The 13,179-nt window shown below is 61.1% G+C and carries 11 protein-coding genes; 5 read left to right on the top strand and 6 right to left on the bottom strand.

The window, feature by feature from the left end; genetic code table 11:
• Positions 1-55 precede the first annotated feature (55 nt).
• Entirely contained in the window at positions 56-1,132 is a 1,077-nt protein-coding gene (gene mtnA / locus N8H74_RS12870; protein ID WP_262147959.1) for an S-methyl-5-thioribose-1-phosphate isomerase, read from the bottom strand.
• A gap of 108 nt (positions 1,133-1,240) precedes the next feature.
• Here mtnA and N8H74_RS12865 point away from each other — a divergent pair, with 108 nt between their 5' ends.
• The 5 genes from N8H74_RS12865 (at position 1,241) to N8H74_RS12845 (ending at position 6,068) form a co-directional block, all read left to right on the top strand.
• On the top strand, positions 1,241-2,575 hold the full coding sequence (locus N8H74_RS12865; protein WP_262147958.1) for a TRZ/ATZ family hydrolase: 1,335 nt from the start codon (positions 1,241-1,243) through the stop codon (positions 2,573-2,575).
• A gap of 57 nt (positions 2,576-2,632) precedes the next feature.
• The gene (gene ubiG, locus N8H74_RS12860) at positions 2,633-3,331 is read left to right on the top strand and encodes a bifunctional 2-polyprenyl-6-hydroxyphenol methylase/3-demethylubiquinol 3-O-methyltransferase UbiG (protein WP_217830730.1); all 699 of its coding nucleotides are present in this window, start codon (positions 2,633-2,635) and stop codon (positions 3,329-3,331) included.
• Positions 3,332-3,335: 4 nt separating this feature from the next.
• Entirely contained in the window at positions 3,336-4,007 is a 672-nt protein-coding gene (gene mupP / locus N8H74_RS12855) for an N-acetylmuramic acid 6-phosphate phosphatase MupP (protein WP_217830729.1), read from the top strand.
• Positions 4,008-4,038: 31 nt separating this feature from the next.
• A complete protein-coding gene (locus tag N8H74_RS12850) occupies positions 4,039-4,779 on the top strand; it encodes a YciK family oxidoreductase (protein WP_217830728.1) in 741 nt (246 codons plus the stop codon).
• Positions 4,780-5,141: 362 nt separating this feature from the next.
• Complete coding sequence (locus N8H74_RS12845) at positions 5,142-6,068, top strand: GGDEF domain-containing protein (RefSeq protein ID WP_217830727.1); 927 nt, start codon at positions 5,142-5,144, stop codon at positions 6,066-6,068.
• 69 nt (positions 6,069-6,137) lie between these two features.
• Here N8H74_RS12845 and N8H74_RS12840 read toward each other — a convergent pair whose 3' ends face one another.
• The 5 genes from N8H74_RS12840 to N8H74_RS12820 all read right to left on the bottom strand — a co-directional run bounded on the left by N8H74_RS12840 (position 6,138) and on the right by N8H74_RS12820 (position 13,035).
• Entirely contained in the window at positions 6,138-6,932 is a 795-nt protein-coding gene (locus N8H74_RS12840; protein ID WP_217830726.1) for an iron-containing redox enzyme family protein, read from the bottom strand.
• Between the two features lie 46 nt (positions 6,933-6,978).
• Positions 6,979-9,435 carry an EAL domain-containing protein gene (locus N8H74_RS12835; protein WP_262147955.1) on the bottom strand — a complete coding sequence of 819 codons (2,457 nt, stop codon included), beginning with the start codon at positions 9,433-9,435 and terminating at the stop codon, positions 6,979-6,981.
• 201 nt (positions 9,436-9,636) lie between these two features.
• The gene (locus tag N8H74_RS12830; protein ID WP_217830724.1) at positions 9,637-11,463 is read right to left on the bottom strand and encodes an ABC transporter ATP-binding protein; all 1,827 of its coding nucleotides are present in this window, start codon (positions 11,461-11,463) and stop codon (positions 9,637-9,639) included.
• Positions 11,456-12,058, bottom strand: a complete 603-nt coding sequence (locus N8H74_RS12825) for a DsbA family protein (RefSeq protein WP_217830884.1) — start codon at positions 12,056-12,058, stop codon at positions 11,456-11,458. Before N8H74_RS12825 ends, N8H74_RS12830 begins: the two co-directional genes overlap by 8 nt.
• Before the next feature lie 35 nt (positions 12,059-12,093).
• A complete protein-coding gene (locus N8H74_RS12820; protein ID WP_262147953.1) occupies positions 12,094-13,035 on the bottom strand; it encodes a rhodanese-related sulfurtransferase in 942 nt (313 codons plus the stop codon).
• Positions 13,036-13,179 lie beyond the last annotated feature (144 nt).

Below are 13,179 nucleotides of genomic sequence, written 5' to 3'. Positions count from 1 at the left end.
GCCGGGACAGAAAACTGTGAGAGCCAGGGCTTACCCGCGAAGAGAACCAACGACTTCAGTGCAAACGCTTGCGGCACATCAATTGCGCCATTTTCGCGGTGTCCGGGCGCTCGACGATGCCCTTTTCGGTGACGATCGCATCGATCAGGTCCGCCGGCGTCACATCGAACACCGGGTTGAACGCCTCGACATCCGCTCCGACCCGCTTGCCGCCGACTTCCAGCAGCTCCGCACCGGCACGCTCCTCGATCGGAATGTCATCGCCGCTGGCCAGGTTCATGTCGATGGTCGAACTCGGTGCCACCACCATGAAACGCACGCCGTGGTGCATGGCGTTGACCGCCAGTTGATAGGTGCCGATCTTGTTCGCCACGTCGCCATTGGCGGTGATCCGGTCAGCGCCGACGATCACCCAGGTCACGCCCTTGGTTTTCATGATGTGCGCGGCGGCGGAGTCGGCGTTCAGGGTCACCGGAATGCCTTCGTTCGCCAGTTCCCACGCGGTCAGGCGCGAGCCTTGCAGCCATGGACGGGTTTCGTCGGCGTAGACCCGCTCGACCATGCCTTCGATGAACGCGCCGCGAATCACCCCGAGCGCAGTACCGAAACCACCGGTGGCCAGGGCGCCGGTATTGCAGTGGGTGAGCAGCGCCTGGGCGTTGCCCTGATGCTTGCGGATCAGATCCACGCCCAGTTGCGCCATGGTCAGGTTGGCCTCACGGTCGCTTTCATGAATCGCGATGGCTTCGGCTTCCAGCGCCTCCAGCGGATCGGCGTTGTCCTTCAAGCGATCGAGCCGGTCATGCATGCGGCCCAGCGCCCAGAACAGGTTGACCGCCGTCGGCCGGGAATCGGCCAGCAGCGCGAAATCCTCTTCCAGCGCGGCATACCAGTCGCCGCCCTCGGCAACCCGGGTCCGGGCCGCCAGCACGATGCCATAGGCCGCACTGATGCCAATGGCCGGCGCACCGCGCACCACCATCGAGCGAATCGCTTCGGCCACGCCGGCGGCGCTGGTGTAGGCGATCCAGGTTTCCTCGAACGGCAAAACACGCTGATCCAGCAGGTAGAGCGCGCCATCGCGCCAATCGATGGCCTTCACTTTCTCCGCAGCCAACAGACGATCGCGCATCCCTCACCCCGCACTCATGAACAAAAGCCGCCGATTATAGCGATCCGCCCGCGAAGACGCTCGGGTATACTTCGCCATCCTTTACAAAAGCACTGGAACCGACCCTCGATGCCGAAACCTGCCATTGCGCTCGACCTCTTATTGCTGCCGACCTGGCTGGTCCCCGTCGAACCTGCAGGCGTGGTGCTCAAGGAGCATGGCCTGGGCATCCGCGACGGTCGCATCGTATTCATCGGCCCGCGCAGCGAAGCGCTGAAGTGCCACGCCGCCGAAATTCGCGAACTGCCGGACGTGCTGCTTGCCCCCGGCCTGATCAACGCTCACGGCCATGCGGCGATGACCCTGTTCCGTGGCCTGGCCGACGATCTGCCGCTGATGACCTGGCTGGAAAACCATATCTGGCCGGCCGAAGCCAAATGGGTCGACGAAGCCTTTGTCCGTGACGGCACCGACCTGGCCATCGCCGAGCAGATAAAAGGTGGCATCACCTGTTTCTCTGACATGTATTTCTTCCCGAAGGTTGCCAGCGAACGCGTTCACAACAGCGGAATCCGTGCGCAGATCGCCATTCCGATCCTCGATTTCCCGATCCCTGGAGCCGGCAGCGCCGATGAAGCCATCCGTCAGGGCGTCGAACTGTTCGGCGACCTGAAGCATCACGACCGGATCAAGATCACCTTCGGCCCCCATGCACCCTACACCGTTGGCGATGAGAACCTGGAAAAAATCCGGGTGATCGCCGAAGAACTGGACGCCGCGATCCACATGCACGTGCATGAAACCGCGTTCGAAGTGCAACAGGCGGTCGAGCAGCGCGGCGAACGACCGTTGGCCCGCCTCGGTCGCCTCGGCCTTCTCGGGCCGCGCTTCCAGGCCGTACACATGACTCAGATCAGCGAAGATGACCTGGCGTTGCTGGTAGAAAGCAACACCAGCGTGATCCACTGTCCCGAATCGAACCTGAAACTGGCCAGCGGCTTCTGCCCCGTCGAGCGCCTGTGGCAGGCCGGGGTCAATGTGGCGGTCGGCACCGATGGCGCGGCAAGCAACAATGATCTGGATCTGCTCGGCGAAACCCGTACCGCTGCGTTGCTGGCCAAAGCCGTCGCCGGCTCGGCCACCGCACTGGACGCCCACCGCGCCTTGCGCATGGCGACGCTCAATGGCGCGCGGGCACTGGGCATCGATACCGAAGTCGGTTCGCTGGAAATCGGCAAGGCGGCGGACGTCGTCGCTTTCGATCTGTCGGGCCTGGCACAGCAGCCGGTCTACGACCCGGTTTCGCAGCTTATTTATGCCACTGGTCGCGATTGCGTCAAACACCTGTGGGTCGCCGGCAAACAACTGCTCGACGACCGGCAACTGACCCGCCTGGACGAAGAACAACTGGGCGCCACCGCCCGGGCCTGGGGCCAGCGCATCAGCGGCCACACCGAATCGTAAACACCGTGGATCATCATCCGCGGCTACAACCTTTTTGAAGATTCAGAGGAAGAGATCATGAGCAACGTCGACCACGCCGAAATCGCCAAATTCGAGGCCCTGGCCCATCGCTGGTGGGATCGCGAAAGCGAATTCAAACCGCTGCACGACATCAACCCGCTGCGGGTGAACTGGATCGACGAGCGCGTCGGTCTGGCCGGCAAGAAAGTCCTCGACGTCGGTTGCGGCGGCGGCATCCTCAGCGAAGCCATGGCCCAGCGCGGCGCCACCGTGACCGGCATCGACATGGGTGAAGCGCCACTGGCGGTCGCGCAACTGCATCAACTGGAATCCGGGGTCAACGTCGAGTATCGGCAGATCACCGCCGAAGCCCTGGCCGAGGAAATGCCCGAGCAGTTCGACGTGGTCACCTGCCTGGAAATGCTCGAGCACGTCCCGGACCCGTCTTCGGTGATCCGCGCCTGCTTCCGCATGGTCAAGCCCGGCGGCCAGGTGTTCTTCTCGACCATCAACCGCAACCCGAAGGCGTACCTGTTCGCCATCGTCGGCGCCGAATACATCATGAAGCTGCTGCCGCGCGGCACCCACGACTTCAAGAAATTCATCCGCCCGTCCGAACTGGGTGCCTGGAGCCGCATGGCCGGCCTCACCGTCAAGGACATCATCGGTCTGACCTACAACCCGCTGACCAAGCACTACAAGCTGGCGGCGGACGTTGACGTCAACTACATGATCCAGACCCTGCGCGAGGAATAAGCCGATGGCTATCAGAGCAGTCCTTTTCGACATGGACGGCACCCTGCTGGACACCGCGCCGGACTTCATCGCCATCTGTCAGGCGATGCGTGCCGATCGCGGCTTGCCGCCCATCAACGACAAACACATCCGCGACGAGATTTCCGGCGGCGCCAAAGCCATGGTCGCGGTGACGTTCTCGATGGATCCGGAATCCCCGGGCTTCGAGGAACTGCGCCTGGAGTTCCTCGAGCGCTACCTCGTCGGCTGCGCGGTCCACAGCAAGCTGTTCGACGGCATGGGCGAACTGCTGGCCGACATCGAAAAAGCCAACCTGATCTGGGGTGTGGTCACCAACAAACCGCTGCGCTTTGCCGAACCGATCATGCAACAACTGGGGCTGGCCGAGCGTTCGGCGCTGCTGATCTGCCCCGATCATGTGAAGAACAGCAAGCCGGACCCGGAGCCGCTGATCCTTGCGTGCAAGATGCTTGATCTGGATCCGGCCACGGTGCTGTTTGTCGGCGATGATCTGCGCGACATCGAATCCGGCCGCGACGCCGGAACCAAGACTTGCGCGGTGACCTTTGGCTACATTCACCCGGACGACAACCCTCGGCATTGGGGCGCGGACGCGGTGGTGGATCATCCGCTGGAACTGCGCAAGGTGATCGACAGCGCGCTTTGCAGTTGCTGATCTTTTCCAATGGATTTGTGTAGAGGTTTTTATGTTTGATTACAGCGCTCGCCCCGAATTGCTCAAGGATCGGGTCATTCTGGTCACCGGCGCCGGCCGTGGCATCGGCGCGGCTGCCGCGAAAACCTATGCCGCCCATGGCGCCACCGTGCTGTTGCTGGGCAAGACCGAAGCCAACCTGACTCAGGTCTACGATGAGATCGAAGCAGCAGGACACCCACAACCGGCGGTCATCCCGTTCAACCTCGAAACCGCCCAGCCGCATCAGTACGATGAACTAGCAGCGATGATCGAAAGCGAATTCGGTCATCTCGACGGCCTGCTGCACAATGCTTCGATCATCGGCCCACGGACGCCGATCGAACAGTTGTCCGGCGACAACTTCATGCGGGTCATGCAGATCAACGTCAACGCCATGTTCATGCTCACCAGCACCCTGCTGCCGCTGCTCAAGCTGTCGCGGGATGCCTCGGTGGTGTTCACCTCCAGCAGCGTCGGGCGCAAGGGCCGCGCCTACTGGGGCGCCTACGGCGTATCGAAGTTCGCCACCGAAGGCCTGATGCAGACCCTGGCCGACGAAGTCGAAAACGTCGCACCGGTGCGCTCCAACAGCATCAACCCCGGCGCCACCCGCACCAGCATGCGCGCCCAGGCGTACCCGGGGGAAAACCCGCTGAACAATCCGACGCCCGAGGAGATCATGCCGGTCTACCTCTACCTGATGGGTCCGGACAGCACCGGCATCAACGGCCAGGCTTTCAACGCCCAGTAATGCCATACGTCGCATTTGTTGCCGTGGCGGTTTCCCGTCGCGGCATGCATTTGCCGCTTTGGGCACGGCCAAGTCAGTCAAATATCCAGCGCACGCTTTTACCATCCAAACCCAAGTCATTGATTCAAAACGGTTTTAATAAATTCGAACCGAATGGCACGACTTTCGCTCTAAATTTCCCTACAAGCACGCCGTGTGAAGGCAGTCGGGCGAGGCCTGTTTCGATAGCTGACTAATCGTCATCAGGCAGACTAAACTTACGCCAAATGTCCTACGGGACTGATGGATCAGTATGACGCGCAGCCCATAGCCGCTCTCACCCAGCCTGTAAGACAGACTTACTGCTTAGGGGCTCACGCCATATGAAATCACCCTCCCAGACCAATGCAATTGACTTCGACAGTGCCAAATTGCAACGCCTGGGCTTCGGTCAGCAGCCTCCTCTCCTGGAACGGCCGGTCAGTCTGGCGCAATTACGCGCGCAACTGAGCCTGCAACTGCAAACCAGTCTTGAGCCACAACGCATTCTCGGGCTTTTCTTCCGCGACATTCAGCGCATGGTTCCGCTCGATGCCTTGACCTATGTGCATCAGGGCAGCGACTTGCGCCTGGAGTTCGGCACGCGCGGGCACCACTCGATCAGCTACAGCCTCAGTCACGAAGGCGAGCACATGGGTGAGCTGGTGTTCCGCCGCAACAAGCGTTTCAGCGAAGAGGAACAGGGCAACCTGGAATCCCTGCTGTCGTCGCTGCTGTATCCGATGCGCAACGCTCTGCTGTACCGCACGGCGACCCAGACCGCCCTGCGCGATCCGTTGACCGGCGCCGGCAACCGGATTGCCATGGAGCAGACCCTGCAACGGGAAATCGACATGTCCCGCCGCCACCTGCAACCGTTGTCGTTGCTGATGCTCGACATCGACCATTTCAAGCGGGTCAACGACAGCCACGGACACACCGCCGGCGACGAAGTGCTCAAAACCGTGGCCGCGTCGATCAAGGGCCAGTTGCGCAACGTCGATATGGTGTTCCGCTACGGTGGTGAAGAGTTTTTGATCCTGCTGTCCAACACCAGCCGGGAAGCGGCGGCGATGGTCGGCGAGCGTCTGCGCTATGCCGCGCAGGCTCAGGATTACTACGCCGAAGGGCAATTGATCGAACTGACTGTGAGCCTGGGCTGTTCGACCCTGCTGCCCGGCGAGTCGGCGGAAAGTCTGTTGCGCAGAGCAGACAGCGCGCTGTACGTCGCCAAGCGTGAAGGTCGCAATCGCCTGGCCATGGCCGGCTGATTACCTGCACCCATCGACAAATGAATAAGGGAGCACATCGGCTCCCTTATTTTTTGCCTGCTATCTGAATCAGCTGCCGACCAACGCCCGGCGCTCGCGGCCGTGGATCACCCGCTCCGACAGCTCCAGCTGCATGCAGCGCTCAAGGAACAGGTACATGTAGTCATAGCTCTTGCAGATGGCCTGTCGCAGCTCCGCCTGCAAGGCCTTGCTCGGGTTCATGCCGGCCAGGGTGCAGATGATTTCCAGCGCCTCCCACGGATGGGCATCGTCGTACTGAGCGTGCATCTTCAACCACTTCATTGCCCGTTTGCGATCCTCTTCCGGGAAGGCCGCGGCGTAGACGCCCGTGGAGCAGACCAGCGCCGACCACTCCCCGGTCGCGCCCTCGATCGCATAGTTGGTGGCGGCGATGGCAACGATCAGCGAATCCGCCGAACTGGTGTGCCAGCACCAATGACTCAGCGCGTGCAGTTCCGGCGGCACTTGCTGCTCCTGGAGATCTTCCAGGCTCACGCCATGGGCTCGACTCCAGTGTACCCAGTAGTCGGCGTGGTTCAGCTCGACGCGAATGTTGCGCATCAACCAGCGCCGCGCCATGTCTTCGCCCGGGTGACGGGCAAACTTGGTCTTGGTCAGGTTCTGCGCCATGTACAACGCGAATTGCTCAACCACCGGCCAGCCCCCGATCAGGTACTGGCGCATGGTTCTAGCGCTGAGCTGGTTATCACGCATGCGCAGGTAAAGTTCATGTTCGACAACCCGGCGCTTGCTCTCGCTGCAATCCTTGAGCAACTGCTGTGCCCAGGCAGGATAACTTGCAGCTTCCATGAGTGGTCCGGTTCGGTTGAATGTGTCGATCACTGTTCGGCTCCTTTTGATTTGTGATTGTACGGATCGGCGAGAGCCTTCAACGGAACGTGCCAGGCGCCTTGAATAACAACGGCTGCGGTCTGGCGGGCCGACTTTGCAAACTGTCGCAGGTAAACAATTGCGGGCGCTCTATGACGTAACCCTGTGCGTAATCCACGCCGATTTCAAGCAGTACCTGCTCGATCTGTGTTGTTTCGACAAACTCGGCAATGGTCTGTTTACCCATGACATGGCCGATGTGATTGATCACCTCGACCATTGCACGGTTAATCGGGTCGTCCAGCATATCCTTTACGAAACTCCCGTCGATCTTCAGGAAGTCTACAGGCAAATGTTTCAAATAAGCGAATGAGGACATTCCGGCACAAAAGTCATCTAGCGAGAAGTAACAACCTAAGCCTTTGAGTTCATTAATAAAACGAATCGCACTACCCAAATTTGCAATAGCACTGGTTTCAGTAATTTCAAAACAAATCATTTCAGGGGGCACTGCGTAAGTTTCAAACTGTTCACGCAGGAAGTGCAAAAACGCGTCATCTCCGATAGTAATGCCTGAAAGATTAATCGCACACATTGCCAATGACGTTTCATGTTCTTCGTTAATACATTGAGCAATAACCTTAAATACGTTTTGCACTACCCAGCGGTCCAGGGATGTCATCAATCCGTAACGCTCAGCCGCCGGAATGAAACTGTCAGGCAAGATCATGCGACCAGCTTCGTCGTGCAGGCGCAGCAGGATTTCGATGTGCCCGCGATCCTCGGCATGCCGCAGCGGAGCGATTTCCTGGGCATACAGGCAGAAGCGGTTCTCTTCCAGGGCCATGTGCAGCCGCTGCACCCAGGCCATCTCGCCGAAGCGCAGGGACAGTTCCGAGTCATCGGCGTGGTAGACCTGAACCCGGTTGCGCCCCTTCTCCTTGGCCATGTAGCAAGCCATGTCGGCAGCACGCAGCGAGGCTTCGAGGGTGGCCGGGGTTTGCGTGACATGCACCAGGCCAATGCTCACGGTGGTCAGGAACGGTCGCCCCTTCCAGACAAAATGCAGGTTCTGCACAGTCTGACGCAGCCCCTCGGCGATTTTTTCCGCCGCATCCGGCGCGCAGTTCTCCAGCAGAATGCCGAATTCATCGCCCCCCAGCCGTGCCAGGGTGTCGCCCTCGCGCAAACCGGACTGCAACAGCGCGCAGATATGCCGCAGCAGCTCATCGCCGGCCGCGTGACCGCAGGTGTCGTTGACCAGTTTGAATTGATCCAGATCGAGGAACATCAGCGCGTGCCGGCCCGACTGGCGCGTCAGGTTGTGCAGCGCCTGCTCCAGGCGATATTCGAACTCGCGGCGATTGGCAAGACCGGTCAGCGCATCATGGGTCGCCTGCCATGACAGGTTGGCGATGTATTGGCGCTCCTGCGTCATGTCGTGAAGCACCAGCACCGCGCCGCTGACCTTGCCGGCATTGCGGATCGGCGCGCCGACCAGCGTCACCGAGACGGTGCTGCCGTCCAGGCGCTGGATCAGCTTGGAATGTTCGCTGCTGCCCCCCAGCTTGCCGCTGAGAATGTGCTCGATCAGGGTCAGCCCTTCGCTCTGGGCATTGTCATCGAGCAGATTGAACAGTGCCGCCAGCGGCAGACCGGCGGCCTGCTCGGCCTTCCAGTGAGTCAAGGCTTCGGCGGCGGGGTTCATGTAGTCGATGGCACCGTCGACGTCGGTGGTGATCACCCCGTCGCCGATCGAATGCAGGGTGATGTGCGCCCGATCCTTCTCCAGTTGCAGCGCCTGGGCAAAGGCATGGCGCTGCTTGAGCAGTTTGTGGGTTCGCAGCAATGCCAGCACGATCAGCCCCAGCGCCGTCGCCAGGTTGGTGAACAGCAGCAGCCGCATGACCAGCCGCGAGCCTTCGCCCAGAGCATCGCTGAAGGCCTTGGCGGCCGGTGTCACACTGTCGTTGATCGCGAATATCCGCGCCTTCCAGTGGCGGATATCTTCATCGCTGGCGGCGTTGATGCTGATCTGCCGATGCATTTCCCGAGCGACATCATCGAGCTCGACCAGATAGGCGTCGCCCAACGTCCAGCGGTCAATGGCGGTTTCCAGATAACTGAAGTGACGGAAATTGAGGTACAGCCAGATCAGGCTCGAGACGTCGTCCGGGTGGTTGCCACCCCTGAGAATACCCTCGCGCGCCGCTTGCAGGTCCGGCGGCTGTCGGTCGAGCGCCAGACGCAGTTCGTGCCCACCCTGTGGCACGGAGATCGCCTGCTGGTACTTGAGGAAGATCGCCTCGTCGCGACTGTCGGCGTACAGGTTGAGGTAATAGATGGCGTCCTTCTGGCCCTTGGACCAGAGACTTTCACCCGCGACATAACCGCGAACGGCCGACAGCACATAGAGGCTGACGCCGCCCAGCAGCGCCTGACACAAGACGACGGCAATGAATGGCCAGACGATGCCCAACAACCGTGGCGTTCCGAGAGTCCGCTTTTGCTTCATGAGGTCCCTTGCGCAAGCACTGCCAGATGAACACCGGAAAATACCGCTCCTGACAGCTCAGCCTAGGCTAATTTTCGGCAAGTCAAAGAGACAGCTGTGCCGTCTTCTGTGCCGATCCTGCAACCTGACTGCGCGCAGAGCCGATCCGGGCGTTTTTACTCAAAGCAATTCAAGCACTAAGCACAGAAATGCGCACGAAACTCAAGGGCGCTGGATTTGTTGCAGGTGTCCGTAGAGCTTGGCGTACAGGCCACCCTCGGCAATCAGTTGCTGGTGGTCGCCGTCCTCGGCCACCTGACCGCCATCGAACACCAGCACCCGATCCGCCTGCTTAACCGCCGACAGGCGATGGGCAATGATCAGTGTAGTGCGGCCATTGAGGAACCGCGCCAGCGCCTGATGCAGGTTGTATTCGGTGGCAGCGTCGAGCGCCGAGGTGGCTTCGTCGAGAATCACCACTTTCGGCTCGGCAAGGATCATCCGGGCGATCGCCAGACGTTGCCGCTGCCCTCCCGAAAGGCGCACGCCGGAACGCCCGACGATGCTGTCCAGGCCTTGCGGCAAGGCGCGGATGGTGGGTGCGAGCTGGGCAATTTCCAGCGCCTGCCAACAGGCTTCGTCGCTGCGCGTGCGGCCCATGGTCAGGTTGGCCCGCACGGTATCGTTGAACAGCGCCGGATGCTGCAGCACCACCGCCACGTTTTCCCGCACCGTCTCCAGGCCGATATCTTCCTGGGTCGAGCCGCCGAAGCGGATTGTGCCGGCCAGCGGCGTGTACAGCCCCAGCAGCAATTGCACCAGGGTACTTTTACCGCCGCCGCTGGCACCGACGATCGCCACTTTCTCGCCGGGGGCGATGGACAGGTTCATCTGATCCAGCACCAGTTCGTCGCCATAGCCGAAACTCAGGCCCTGCACCTGAATCCCCACAGTCTCGCGCCCCTTGAACGGATCGACACCGCCGGGATATTGCGGCTCGTCGGCGCGCGCGAGCAGCTCGTTGATGCGGGTCAAGGCGCCACCGGCGGCGTAGTAGGCGTATTGCAGGTTAAGCAGTTGTTCCACCGGGCCGATCATGAACCACAGGTAGCTGAACACCGCGAGCATCTGGCCGATCGACAGGTCGGAAAACAGCACGGTGAGCATCGCCGCCGCGCGGAAAATGTCGATGCCGAACTGGAACAGCAGACCGCTGGCGCGGTTGGAGGCATCCGTCTTCCATTGGGAGTTGACCGCATAGTTGCGCACTTCCTGGGCGCGCAGGCCGAGGCGGCCGAGGAAATACCCCTGACGGTTGCCGGCCCGCACTTCCTGAATGGCATCAAGGGTTTCGCTCAAGGCCTGGGTGAAGCGCGAAGTGCTGTCGTTCTCCAGCTTCTTCAGGTGCTTGACCCGTTTGCCCAACTGCACCGTGGCGTAGATCACCAGCGGGTTGAACATCAGGATCAGCAGCGCCAGTTTCCAGTGCATCCACACCAGGATGCTGGCGGTGCCGACCAGCGTCAGCATCGCCACCAGAAAACGGCTGAGGGTTTCGCCGACAAATTTGTCGAGGGTATCCAGGTCTGTGACCAGATGAGTGGTGACCGTGCCGCTGCCCAGGCTTTCGTATTCGCCGAGGGAAATGCGCTTCAGCCGTTCGATCAGGCGCACGCGGATGCGGTAGACGATGTCCTTGGCCAGCCGCGCGAACAGCCGCGCCTGCAACACGCCAAAACACAGGGCGCTGCAGCGCAACGTCAGGGTGACCAGCAGCATCAGGCCGATATAGCCGGCCGCCTGCTGCCACATCGTCGGCAGCACATGGTTCATGACTTTCAACGCGGCATCGCCGTGACCGAGCAGGACTTCGTCCACCAGCAACGGCAACAGCAGCGGGATCGGCACGCTGCACAGGGTCGCCAATACAGCGACGCCGTTGGCGATCCACAGGGATTTTTTGTGATGAAGTGCCAGTCGCCGGACTTCTGCCCAGCTCAGCCGGTCGACACGCTTTACGGCTGGCGTGTCATCGGCCAGGTCAGGCACAGGCCAGACGCTCCAGCCAGCGGCCGAGCAGAGGCGAAAGTTCGCTGAGCGGCTGATAACCGTTGGTCAGCAGCGCCAGTTGGCCATTGCGCTCGGCGAGCAGGGTCGGGAATCCGGCGATCCCCAGGTCCTGCACCCAACTGAAATCGGCGGCGGTGGCCGCATGCTGTTCGGCCCGGTCGAAGGCTTCGGCGAATTCGATGCGCGGCACGCCGGCCTGCTCCGCCAGCTCCACCAGCACGCTGGCGTGGGTGACGTCGCGACCTTGCGCGTAGAACGCATGCTGAATCAGCCCCAGCAGCTTCCACGCGCAATCCGGTGCCAGGCTGCGCGCGGTGACGATTGCACGGCAGGCCGGCTCCGTGTCGTAGATGAAGCCGTCGGGCAGCGCGCCTTCGAACTTGAACGGCTGGCCGGTGGCTTCGGTGACCGCCTGCCAGTGTTCGAGGATGTAACGCCGGGTGGTCGGCTCCAGCGCCGCGCCACTGCCGGTGCGCAAGCCGCCGACCACCAGATGCAGCTCGACCCCGGCTGCCTGCGCCTGCTCCACCAATGCCTTGGCGACCGGGGCGAATCCCCAGCACCAGGAACACATCGGATCCATCACATAGAGCAGGCGTGCAGACATGATTAAGCCTCGGTGGATGCTTGCTTATAGTTGTAGCCGATCGGGTGCGGCTGGTTACGGGCCTTGGCCAGTTCGATCTGTTTCTGCCGGTCGATCGCGCTGCGGCGGGTCTTGTCGCTCAGCGTATCCCAGCAATGCGGGCAACTGATGCCGGCCACATAATGCTCGGAGGCACGATCCTCAACACTGACCGGAGTCCGGCAGGCATGACATTGATCGTAGTCGCCTTCGCTGAGGTCGTGGCGCACGGTCACGCGGTTGTCGAACACAAAGCAGTCGCCCTGCCATTTGGTTTCTTCCTGCGGCACCTCTTCGAGGTACTTCAGGATCCCGCCCTTGAGGTGATACACCTCTTCGAAGCCTTCGCCCAGCATGTAGCTCGATGCCTTCTCGCAGCGGATGCCGCCGGTGCAGAACATCGCGACCTTCTTGTGCACGGCCGGGTCGAAGTGGGCTTTGATGTAGTCGGGAAATTCACGAAAACTGGTGGTTTTCGGATCGATCGCGCCTTCGAAGGTGCCGATCGACACTTCGTAGTCGTTGCGGGTATCGATCAGCAGGACTTCCGGGTCGCTGATCAGCGCGTTCCAGTCCTGCGGCTCGACGTAGGTGCCGACCTTCTTGTTCGGGTCGACGCCTTCGACGCCCAGGGTCACGATCTCTTTCTTGAGCTTGACCTTGGTGCGGTAGAACGGCTGCTCGTCGCAGTACGATTCCTTGTGGTCGATGTCGACCAGGCGGGGATCGTTACGCAACCAGACCAACAGCCCGTCGATGCCTTCGCGGCTGCCGGAAACCGTGCCGTTGATGCCTTCTTCGGCGATCAGCAAGGTGCCTTTGACGCCATTGGCGACCATCGCCTGCAACAGCGGCTCGCGCAGGTCTACGTAATCTTCGAGGGTGACGAACTTATACAGTGCCGCCACGACAATCGCTTGTGTCATGGGTATTTCTCCAGGTGGCTACCCTCGCAAAGGGTGAACCGGATGCGAAAAAAAACGCGCCGGCTAAGCGGCGCGTTGCGGATTCTAGCAAAAACACTGTGGGATTAGGACTGCGATCTATCAGCACAGGCCCTCGTCACGACA

The sequence above is a fragment of the Pseudomonas sp. B2M1-30 genome, from assembly GCF_025447575.1.
Lineage (GTDB): Bacteria > Pseudomonadota > Gammaproteobacteria > Pseudomonadales > Pseudomonadaceae > Aquipseudomonas > Aquipseudomonas botevensis.
The sequence above is the reverse complement of the archived record's forward strand: the minus strand, read 5'-3'. Positions and strand labels throughout refer to the sequence as shown.

Bases quoted from the DNA above. Each gene is read 5' to 3' on its own strand.
- N8H74_RS12850 (WP_217830728.1), top strand. From the start codon at position 4,039: ATGTTTGATTACAGCGCTCGCCCCGAATTGCTCAAGGATCGGGTCATT.
- N8H74_RS12865 (WP_262147958.1), top strand. From the start codon at position 1,241: ATGCCGAAACCTGCCATTGCGCTCGACCTCTTATTGCTGCCGACCTGG.
- N8H74_RS12835 (WP_262147955.1), bottom strand. From the start codon at position 9,435: ATGAAGCAAAAGCGGACTCTCGGAACGCCACGGTTGTTGGGCATCGTC.
- mtnA (WP_262147959.1), bottom strand. From the start codon at position 1,132: ATGCGCGATCGTCTGTTGGCTGCGGAGAAAGTGAAGGCCATCGATTGG.
- N8H74_RS12845 (WP_217830727.1), top strand. From the start codon at position 5,142: ATGAAATCACCCTCCCAGACCAATGCAATTGACTTCGACAGTGCCAAA.
- ubiG (WP_217830730.1), top strand. From the start codon at position 2,633: ATGAGCAACGTCGACCACGCCGAAATCGCCAAATTCGAGGCCCTGGCC.
- N8H74_RS12820 (WP_262147953.1), bottom strand. From the start codon at position 13,035: ATGACACAAGCGATTGTCGTGGCGGCACTGTATAAGTTCGTCACCCTC.
- N8H74_RS12825 (WP_217830884.1), bottom strand. From the start codon at position 12,058: ATGTGTTCCTGGTGCTGGGGATTCGCCCCGGTCGCCAAGGCATTGGTG.
- mupP (WP_217830729.1), top strand. From the start codon at position 3,336: ATGGCTATCAGAGCAGTCCTTTTCGACATGGACGGCACCCTGCTGGAC.